This window comes from Ensifer adhaerens (assembly GCF_002940685.1).
GTDB classification, from domain to species: Bacteria; Pseudomonadota; Alphaproteobacteria; order Rhizobiales; family Rhizobiaceae; genus Ensifer; species Ensifer adhaerens_E.
Window position 1 is genome coordinate 17,360 of sequence record NZ_PNFP01000015.1, and the last position, 8,682, is coordinate 26,041.

The window sequence follows — 8,682 nt, forward strand, 5'->3', positions numbered from 1 at the left end:
GGGGCATGAAACCACGTTTTCGTGCGTAGTGCGTGAAGCTGGCGCCTTTGCGTATCTTGCGCCAACATTTGCCTTTTTTCCCGCGAAATCCTATCTGAACGTAGCCGCGACGAATAGGAGAATGCTTTACATGATCGTAGGTCGAAGAGCGCTTGTTTCGCTCGTCATCGCTGTTTCTCTCGCCTGTCCGGCATTGGCCCAGGAGGCCAAGACGGTTCCGCAATCGCGGACCGAAATGCAGCTTTCCTTTTCGCCGCTCGTCAAGCAGACGGCAAATGCGGTCGTCAACGTTTACGCGGAACGGGTCGTCGAGCGCCGCTTGATCTTCTCCGGCGATCCCTTCTTCGAGGAGTTCTTCGGCCAGCGCATGCCGAACCGATCGGAGAAGCAATCCTCTCTCGGCTCCGGCGTGATCGTCGGCAAGAACGGCATCGTGGTGACCAACAACCACGTCATCGAAGGCGCCGACGACATCAAGGTGGCGCTGGCCGATGGCCGCGAGTTCCCTTGCAAGATCGTGCTCAAGGACGACCGGCTCGATCTCGCCGTCTTGAAGATCCAGTCGGACGGTCCCTTCGACATCGTGCCGCTCGGCGATAGCGATGCCGTCGAAGTCGGCGATCTTGTTCTGGCGATCGGCAACCCCTTCGGCGTCGGCCAGACCGTGACGAGCGGCATTGTCTCGGCGCTCGCGCGCAACCAGGTCTCGTCGGGCGATTTCGGCTTCTTCATCCAGACGGATGCGGCGATCAACCCGGGCAACTCCGGCGGCGGCCTCATCGATATGAACGGCCAGCTCATCGGCATCAACACGGCGATCTTCTCCAAGGGCGGCGGTTCGAACGGCGTCGGTTTTGCCATTCCCGCCAATCTGGTGAAGGTGTTTGTCGCCTCGGCTGAAGGCGGCAACGGTACCTTCGTGCGTCCCTTTATCGGCGCGAGCTTCGAGCCGGTCACTTCGGAAGTAGCCGAAGCCCTTGGCCTCAGCCGCGCCCGCGGCGCGCTGGTAACCGCCGTCGTCGCCCGCGGTCCGGCCGAAACGGCCGGCATCAAGCCGGGGCAAGTGATCACCGCCGTCAACGGCATTGAGGTCGAGCACCCCGATGCGCTCGGCTACCGCCTGACGACCGTCGGTATCGGCCACGAGGCGCGGGTGACGGTATCGGAAAACGGCAAGCCGCATGAGGTGTCGCTGAAGCTCGACCGGGCGCCGGAGACGTCGCCGCGCGACGAACGGCTGATCGAGGGTCGGAACCCCTTCGCCGGTGCGGTCGTCGCCAATCTGTCGCCGCGGCTTGCCGACGAACTGCGCATGTCGACCTCGCTGCAGGGTGTCGTCGTCATGCAGGTCAACCGCGGCTCCCCGGCAGCCCGCATCGGTCTCGAGCCGAAGGATATCGTGCGTTCGGTCAACGGCACGTCGATCGATACGTCGAAGACCCTCGAACACGTCATGGCCGACGATGCCTCCTTCTGGCGCGTCGAGATCGAGCGCGACGGCCAGCTCATTCGACAGTTCTTCCGATGAGCGATCTGTTCAGCGCACACGAACCGCCCGAGATGGCGTCGGCAAGGCCGCTTGCCGACAGGCTTCGCCCACGCACGCTCGCCGAAGTCACCGGTCAGGACCATCTGACCGGTGAGGATGGTGTGCTGTCGCGCATGATCGCTTCGGGTTCGCTCGGATCGATGATCTTCTGGGGGCCGCCCGGCACCGGCAAGACGACCGTGGCACGGCTGCTTTCGGGGGAGGCGGGGCTCGCCTTCGAGCAGATCTCGGCGATCTTCTCCGGGGTCGCCGACCTCAAGAAGGTGTTCGAGGCGGCCCGGGCGCGGCGCATGTCCGGCCGCCAGACGCTGCTCTTCGTCGACGAGATCCATCGCTTCAATCGCGCCCAGCAGGACAGCTTCCTGCCTGTCATGGAGGACGGCACGGTCATCCTCGTCGGCGCGACGACGGAAAATCCGTCCTTCGAACTGAACGCCGCTCTTTTGTCGCGTGCCCGCGTGCTGACCTTCAAGCCGCATGGCGAAGACAGCATCGAGGAACTGCTGTCGCGTGCCGAAGAGGCGGAGGACAAGAAACTGCCGCTTGATCCGGACGCGCGCGCCAGTCTGATCCGCATGGCCGATGGCGACGGCCGGGCGGCACTGACGCTGGCCGAGGAAGTCTGGCGCGCGGCGCGTCGCGACGAGATCTTCGATGCGGCAGCACTGCAAAACATCGTCCAGCGTCGGGCTCCGGTCTACGACAAGGGCCAGGACGGCCACTACAATCTGATCTCGGCGCTGCACAAGTCGGTGCGCGGCTCGGACCCCGATGCGGCTCTCTATTATCTCTGCCGCATGTTCGATGCCGGCGAGGACCCGCTCTATCTCGGGCGACGGCTGGTGCGCATGGCGGTCGAGGACATCGGTCTTGCCGATCCGCAGGCGCTTGTCATTTGCAACGCCGCCAAGGACGCCTATGACTATCTCGGCTCGCCCGAGGGTGAACTGGCGCTCGCCGAAGCCTGCGTCTATCTCGCGACCGCACCGAAATCGAACGGCGTCTACACCGCCTACAAGGCGGCGATGCGGGCGGCGAAGGAGAACGGTTCGCTGCTGCCGCCGAAGCACATCCTCAATGCACCGACCAAGCTGATGAAGGGCGAAGGCTACGGCGACGGCTACCGTTACGATCACGACGAGCCGGACGCATTTTCGGGCCAGGACTATTTCCCGGAGAAGATGGGTCGGAGGACCTTCTACGATCCGCCGGAGCGCGGATTCGAGCGCGAGATTCGCAAGCGGCTGGAATGGTGGGCAAAGCTCCGCCGGGAGCGCAACGCACCTTAAAGCCTGCGGGGAGGCAAACCGGCATCTCTCCACACGGGCGAGCGCGCCATTCGGGACATGCCGGTCTTCACGGTTTCGGGGAAAGCGCGAAATGGTTTAGCTTTGCCACCGGCGCAAGGCTGATCTGCCCATGACCGGCTTGCCGCTGAAACCGGAGTGTGAGATAGAACCCGCATTGCAGACGGCTGCACGGTGCGCAAAGTCGATACCGAACAACCGCGGGGACGGCCTCGCTCCAAACCTAGGAGTTTGATATGGCCTGGTTCCTTCTTCTGCTCGCCGGCATCCTCGAAATCGGCTGGGCAATCGGCCTCAAGTACACGGAAGGCTTCACGCGCGTGACGCCGACGATCCTGACTGTCGGGTCGATGATCCTCAGCATCGCCTTGCTCGGTCTCGCCGTTCGCACCTTGCCGCTCGGTACGGCTTACGCGGTGTGGACCGGCATCGGTACCGTCGGTACGGTCATCCTCGGCATCTTCCTGTTTGCCGAGCCCGCGACCTTCGTCCGCCTCGGCTGCATCGCCCTCATCGTCAGCGGCATCGCAGGCCTGAAGCTGGCTGCCTAACGTCACGGCGATTTGCTCTCGTCACGTTAGCGTACCGAACAGTGCCGCTTTGGTGCTAAACTATTGAACAAAAGAAACGGGCTGCGCGTCGGAAGACACGCAGCCCGTTTCGTATTCCGTGTCTCCGAGTTCGTCAGCGCAGAGCGTCAAGAACGGCGGCAACCGCCTGCATCTCCTGCCAGCGGTTTTCGCGCCGGCGGAACGCTTCTTCGTCCGTTCCCCAATGTTCGATCTGCCAGTCCTCGTCGACATGCGCGGCCGTCCAGGCTTCTTCGGCGGTGAGCCGGCCGGAGGCAAAGGCAAGCGCCAGCAAGGCAGAGCCCGTCAGGCTCGTCACCGTGTGGATGCAGGTGAGGCCAAGCGGGGTTGCGAAGGCGCGCAAGCCTTCTGCATAGGCCGAAAGCGCTTCCTCCGGCTGCTCCTGGTGGATCACGCCTTCGGCGAGAATGAAGCGGGCGCCGAGCGCCTGCTGCGCCCAGTCGAGCACCGGGTTCCAGATCTCGTTCTGGCGCGCGACCAGCCCTTCCGGGCTGTCGGCGCGATAGCAGAGCATGTCGGTTCCGGAAAAGCGCAGGATATCGTCGAAGACCGCGCGCTGGTCCTTCGCAACGCCGTCGAGCGCCGTGTTGACGATGCGGGTGATCGGCATCTTGCCGGGGTCGATGACCTCGGCCTGGGCCTCCCATTCGGCGGCGAGCAAATCGGCGAGCTTGCGCGTCGGCACGGCAAGCGGCTGCTTGGCCGGCGTGCGTACGGTGCGGCCGTCGAGCAGCACGGCGTGCGTCTCGCCTTCGGCCGCGGCCACGCTGACCTCCTTGTAGAAGCGCTTCGGCAGCGGCTTCAGCATCTGGATCTGGGCGCGGCGGACCGGATCCTCGTGGCTCATCGCACCGCTGAGTTCGTCGCGAATATCAGGCATGATTGTGTTCCATCCATTCAATGATGTCGGCGGGCGTCCGGGCTACGAAATCTGCGCCCGCCTCGATGAGGTCAGCAACGGACGCGTAGCCCCAGGCAACGCCGATTGCGGCCGCACCGGCGGCCTTGGCCATCTGCATGTCATAGATCGCATCGCCGATGACGACCGTGTCCTTCGCTTCGATGCCGGCTTCCGAGCAGCATTCGGTCACCATCGCCGGGTGCGGCTTGGAGGGGCAGTCGTCGGCAGTACGAGATACGAAGAAAATCCGGTCGAAGCCGTGAGTAGCGGAAATATGGGTCAGACCGCGCCGCGACTTGCCCGTCACGGCGCCGATCAGCAGCGCATCGCGCGAGGACAAGGTCTGCATCATGTCGGCGATACCCGGAAACAGAAGCTCCTGAAAGCCCGCTTCGCTGCGCACGCCCGCGAAGATCGACTTGTAGTGTGCCGTCATTGCGAGCGCCTGATCGTCGACATGTTCGCGGCCGAGCAGGCGGGCGATGGCAATGTCGAGGGTCAGGCCGATGATGCCCTTGGTCGCGGAGATATCCGGGCGCTCGAGATCGAAGGCCTCGAAAGTGCGCGCCATCACCTCATGGATCAGGCCGCCGCTGTCGACCAGTGTGCCGTCACAGTCGAAGAGGGCCAGTTTCATCAGTCTTCCTCGCTGGCAGCGTTTTCGTCGAAGCCGAGCAGGTTCCAGCTCTGCACCATGTGCGGTGGCAGGGGGGCCGTCACCTGCAGCCGGCCGCCGTCGGGATGCGGAATGTCGATGTGCCGGGCATGCAGGTGCAGGCGGTTCTGCATGCCGCCCGGGAACGACCAGTTGATGTCGGCCTCGAAATACTTGGGATCGCCGATGATCGGATGACCGATATGGGCGGCGTGGACGCGCAGCTGATGGGTGCGGCCGGTATAGGGTTCCATCTCCAGCCAGGCGAGGTTCTGGCCGGCCTGCTCGACCACCCGGTAGAAGGAGATCGCGTGGTCGGCGCCATCGTCGCCATGTTTGCCGATGCGCATACGGTCACCGTCCGGCGTCTGCTCCTTGACGAGCCAGGTCGAGATGCGGTCTTCGCGCTTGCGCGGCACGCCCTTGACCAGCGCCCAGTAGGTCTTTTTGGTGTCGCGCTCGCGGAAGGCGGCGGTGAGCTTCTGTGCGGCACCCCGGGTGCGGGCGATCACCAGCACGCCTGAGGTGTCGCGGTCGAGCCGGTGGACCAGACGCGGCTTTTCGCCCTTCTGGTTGGTCCAGGCTTCCAGCATCTTGTCGATATGGCGGTTGACGCCCGAGCCGCCCTGAACGGCGAGACCCGCCGGCTTGTTGAGCACGATCACCTTGGCGTCCTCGTGCAGCACCATGCGCGACAGGAGTTCGCCATCGGGTGAGTTCCTGAGGTCACGGCCGGCGATCGGCCCGGTCTTGGTTTCCTTGGAATCGACCCCGAGCGGCGGAATGCGGATCGTCTGGCCAGGCTGGATCCGCGTGTCGGATTTGGCGCGGGCACCATCGACGCGGATCTGGCCGGAGCGCAAGAGCTTCTGCAGCGGGCCGAAGCCCAGTCCCGGAAAATGCACCTTGAACCAGCGATCCAGGCGCATGCCCGCCTCGTCACCGTCCACCTGCCTGTGTTCTATGCCTGCCATCTGAGCGAACCTGCCTTCTGTTTGGTTGCAGCGTCGCACGTCGGTCCGAAGCCCCTGCGCTGGGATGACGCAAAGGAGGAAGCTTCAGGCGCGCAAAGGCTGCCGCAATATCGTCTTTGCTGCATGACAATGCCTTCGAAGCGACAACGGTTGAAGGCCAATGCAGCAATGCGCCGCGTTTCCCCTGGATACGCAGCGCCTGTAAGACGAGCCTTTAGACTATTGCGCGCACCAGAGCCAGCCCGCTGAAGACCGCGAGGATCGAAAGCGCGACACTGGCGATGACATAGACGGCCGAAAGCATGATGTCGCCGCGTTCAAAGAGCGTGATCGCGTCCAGGGAGAAGGCGGAAAAGGTGGTGTAGCCGCCGAGGATGCCGGTGACGAGGAAGACACGCATGTCCGGCGAAGCGCCGAACTTGCGCATGATGACTTCCGCCAGCACACCGATCAGGAACGAGCCCGTTATGTTGACCCCAAGCGTACCCCACGGGAAGCCGGACCCGAAGCGGTGAACGGCCCAGAGACCGACGAGATAGCGCAGCATCGAGCCGATTGCGCCGCCGGCGCCGACGAGAAGAAGGTGGGTCATCAGTCGCTCCGGGTCAAATTGGGCGGCGCAATTCCGCGAAAGCGGCTTCCGTCCGGAATTGCGCCATCAGGTGATTAGACCAGCCGCTCGGCGTGCCAGCGCAGATGATCGTCCATGAAAGTCGAGATGAAATAATAGGAGTGGTCGTAGCGTTCGTGCATGCGCAGCGTCAGATCGATGCCGGTGCCCTTGACCGCTTCTTCGAACAGCCACGGACGCAGGCCGTTTTCAAGGAAGCTGTCGGCCTTGCCCTGGTCGATCAGGAACGCGGGGAAGCGTGCGCCGTCCTTGACCAGTGCGCAGGCATCATATTGGCGCCAGGCGGCGCGGTCAGTGCCCAGGAACTTCTCGAAGGCGCCGATCGACCAGTCCGCGGTAGAAGGTTCGACGATCGGCGCGAAGGCCGAGCAGCTCTTGAAACGAGCCGGGTTCTTGAGCGCGATGGTCATGGCGCCGTGGCCGCCCATCGAATGGCCGAAGATGCCCTGGCGGCCCATGTCCATCCGGAAGTGCTGGCTGACGAAGGCGGGCAGCTCTTCGGTGATGTAGCTGTACATCTGATAGTGTTCGGCCCAGGGCGTTTCGGTGGCATCGAGATAGAAGCCCGCACCCTTGCCCATCTGCCAGTTTGTCAGTTCGTCGGGAACATCAGTGCCGCGCGGGCTCGTATCCGGGCAGACGACGATCAGCCCGAGCTCGGCGGCCATGCGCCGGTACTCGCCTTTCTCCATGACGTTCGCATGCGTGCAAGTAAGGCCGGAGAGATACCAGAGCACCGGCCGCGGTTCGTTGATTGCCTGCGGCGGTACGAAGACGGCAAAGGTCATCTCGCCCTTGCAGGCCTTGGACTCATGCGAAAAGACGCCCTGCATGCCGCCGAAAGCGGTGTTTTGCGAAAGGACTTTCATGGAATGCTCCTTGGGTATGATGCTCAGCCGGCAAGCTGCACGGCCGCATTGACGGCGGCTGCGACGAGCACGGTGTTGAAGAAGAACGAAACGATGGCGTGCATCAGGTTGATGCGCCGCATGGCCGTCGTGGTGATGGCGACGTCCGATGTTTGGGCCGTCATGCCGATGACGAAGGAAAAATAGAGGAAATCGTAGCCTCCAGGCTCAGGCGTGCCGGGAAAATCGAGACCGCGCGCCGGCTCGGTTGCCGGCTGATCCTGGTTCGGGATCCAGTAGGCATGGGCATAGTGCATGGCCGCCATCATGTGGATCGTCGCCCAGCCGAGCACGACCGAGGCGAAGGCGAGGCCGAGCGCCGGCGCCGAGCCGGTCTTCTCGCTGTTGAGGGCGAAGAACAAGGATACGAGCGAACTCGCAGCTGCCCCGAATGTCACGAGCAGGATGACGACCTCAGGCTCGTCGGTGTTTCTGGCATGGGTCTTCAGATGCCGGCCGGTCATCATCCGCAATCGCCGCCAGCACATGACGAGATAGACGCAGAAGAAGGTGATCGCGGCACCTTCAAGCGCGAAACGCCGCGCAACGAACCAGAGGACTGGCACGCTTGCGAGCGCACACAGAATGGCGGTGTAGAACGGCCAGTGCCTGAGCTTCGTCGTCGCTGCCATGCTAATGCCCCTGCGGTTGCGGGCCCCACGATCCCGCCCGTTGCGCGGTCATTTTTTCGACTGTCGCGCGAGTCGGTCAAGGGTTTCGAGGAAGGCGGATCGATCGCGCTGCGTGAAGGCAGCGTTGTAGCCTTTGCTCTCGCCGGTCTCGCGCAGGTGCTGCCCGAGGTCGCGCATGGCCGACGCCATGCCGATATTGCCCTTGTCGAAGACGCGTCCGGACGGACCCGTGACGAACGCACCTGCCGCAACGCAACGAACCGCAAGCGGCACGTCGGCGGTAACGACGATATCGCACTCCTGCGCCCGTTCGGCGATCCAGTTGTCGGCCGCGTCGAAACCTGCCGAGACGATGACATTGTGCACCATCGGATCCCGCGACGGGCGCAGACCGGAATTGGCAACGAAGGTCACCTCGATCCCGTGACGCTCGGCCACTTTCAGGATTTCGGCTTTTACCGGGCAGGCGTCTGCGTCGACATAGATCATCTTGAATCAACTTCTCAACGGGACTGAAAGGCGCCGGAAAATCAAA

Annotated in this window: 10 protein-coding genes; 3 read left to right on the forward strand and 7 right to left on the reverse strand. The window is 63.5% G+C overall.

Annotated features, from left to right (window positions below; translation table 11 throughout):
* The first annotated feature begins 130 nt into the window (after window positions 1-130).
* The 3 genes from C1A35_RS25940 (at window position 131) to sugE (ending at window position 3,407) form a co-directional block, all read left to right on the forward strand.
* Window positions 131-1,528: a DegQ family serine endoprotease gene (locus C1A35_RS25940; protein WP_104667139.1), complete on the forward strand. Its 1,398-nt coding sequence runs from the start codon at window positions 131-133 to the stop codon at window positions 1,526-1,528.
* Window positions 1,525-2,838 (forward strand): replication-associated recombination protein A, encoded by a 1,314-nt coding sequence (locus C1A35_RS25945; RefSeq protein ID WP_104667140.1) that lies wholly within the window; start codon window positions 1,525-1,527, stop codon window positions 2,836-2,838. The genes C1A35_RS25940 and C1A35_RS25945 overlap by 4 nt, the downstream gene beginning before the upstream one ends.
* Window positions 2,839-3,092: 254 nt before the next feature.
* Window positions 3,093-3,407 (forward strand): quaternary ammonium compound efflux SMR transporter SugE, encoded by a 315-nt coding sequence (gene sugE, locus C1A35_RS25950; RefSeq protein WP_077961493.1) that lies wholly within the window; start codon window positions 3,093-3,095, stop codon window positions 3,405-3,407.
* 133 nt (window positions 3,408-3,540) lie between these two features.
* Here sugE and C1A35_RS25955 read toward each other — a convergent pair whose 3' ends face one another.
* From C1A35_RS25955 to C1A35_RS25985, 7 genes are all read right to left on the reverse strand, one after another.
* The gene (locus C1A35_RS25955) at window positions 3,541-4,326 is read right to left on the reverse strand and encodes an ATP12 family chaperone protein (protein WP_104667141.1); all 786 of its coding nucleotides are present in this window, start codon (window positions 4,324-4,326) and stop codon (window positions 3,541-3,543) included.
* Window positions 4,319-4,984, reverse strand: a complete 666-nt coding sequence (locus tag C1A35_RS25960; RefSeq protein ID WP_104667142.1) for an HAD-IA family hydrolase — start codon at window positions 4,982-4,984, stop codon at window positions 4,319-4,321. Before C1A35_RS25960 ends, C1A35_RS25955 begins: the two co-directional genes overlap by 8 nt.
* The gene (locus C1A35_RS25965) at window positions 4,984-5,976 is read right to left on the reverse strand and encodes an RluA family pseudouridine synthase (RefSeq protein ID WP_104667143.1); all 993 of its coding nucleotides are present in this window, start codon (window positions 5,974-5,976) and stop codon (window positions 4,984-4,986) included. The genes C1A35_RS25960 and C1A35_RS25965 overlap by 1 nt, the downstream gene beginning before the upstream one ends.
* Window positions 5,977-6,190: 214 nt before the next feature.
* On the reverse strand, window positions 6,191-6,568 hold the full coding sequence (gene crcB / locus C1A35_RS25970) for a fluoride efflux transporter CrcB (RefSeq protein ID WP_104667144.1): 378 nt from the start codon (window positions 6,566-6,568) through the stop codon (window positions 6,191-6,193).
* Window positions 6,569-6,642: 74 nt separating this feature from the next.
* Complete coding sequence (gene fghA / locus C1A35_RS25975; protein ID WP_104667145.1) at window positions 6,643-7,476, reverse strand: S-formylglutathione hydrolase; 834 nt, start codon at window positions 7,474-7,476, stop codon at window positions 6,643-6,645.
* Window positions 7,477-7,499: 23 nt separating this feature from the next.
* A complete protein-coding gene (locus C1A35_RS25980; RefSeq protein ID WP_104667146.1) occupies window positions 7,500-8,147 on the reverse strand; it encodes a DUF1345 domain-containing protein in 648 nt (215 codons plus the stop codon).
* A 48-nt stretch (window positions 8,148-8,195) separates the two neighbouring features.
* Entirely contained in the window at window positions 8,196-8,636 is a 441-nt protein-coding gene (locus tag C1A35_RS25985) for a YaiI/YqxD family protein (RefSeq protein ID WP_104667147.1), read from the reverse strand.
* Between the last annotated feature and the right edge of the window lie 46 nt (window positions 8,637-8,682).

Excerpts from the sequence above, each read along its gene's own strand:
- C1A35_RS25940 (WP_104667139.1), top strand. The coding sequence starts at position 131 with ATGATCGTAGGTCGAAGAGCGCTTGTTTCGCTCGTCATCGCTGTTTCT.
- C1A35_RS25945 (WP_104667140.1), top strand. The coding sequence starts at position 1,525 with ATGAGCGATCTGTTCAGCGCACACGAACCGCCCGAGATGGCGTCGGCA.
- sugE (WP_077961493.1), top strand. The coding sequence starts at position 3,093 with ATGGCCTGGTTCCTTCTTCTGCTCGCCGGCATCCTCGAAATCGGCTGG.
- C1A35_RS25955 (WP_104667141.1), bottom strand. The coding sequence starts at position 4,326 with ATGCCTGATATTCGCGACGAACTCAGCGGTGCGATGAGCCACGAGGAT.
- C1A35_RS25960 (WP_104667142.1), bottom strand. The coding sequence starts at position 4,984 with ATGAAACTGGCCCTCTTCGACTGTGACGGCACACTGGTCGACAGCGGC.
- C1A35_RS25965 (WP_104667143.1), bottom strand. The coding sequence starts at position 5,976 with ATGGCAGGCATAGAACACAGGCAGGTGGACGGTGACGAGGCGGGCATG.
- crcB (WP_104667144.1), bottom strand. The coding sequence starts at position 6,568 with ATGACCCACCTTCTTCTCGTCGGCGCCGGCGGCGCAATCGGCTCGATG.
- fghA (WP_104667145.1), bottom strand. The coding sequence starts at position 7,476 with ATGAAAGTCCTTTCGCAAAACACCGCTTTCGGCGGCATGCAGGGCGTC.
- C1A35_RS25980 (WP_104667146.1), bottom strand. The coding sequence starts at position 8,147 with ATGGCAGCGACGACGAAGCTCAGGCACTGGCCGTTCTACACCGCCATT.
- C1A35_RS25985 (WP_104667147.1), bottom strand. The coding sequence starts at position 8,636 with ATGATCTATGTCGACGCAGACGCCTGCCCGGTAAAAGCCGAAATCCTG.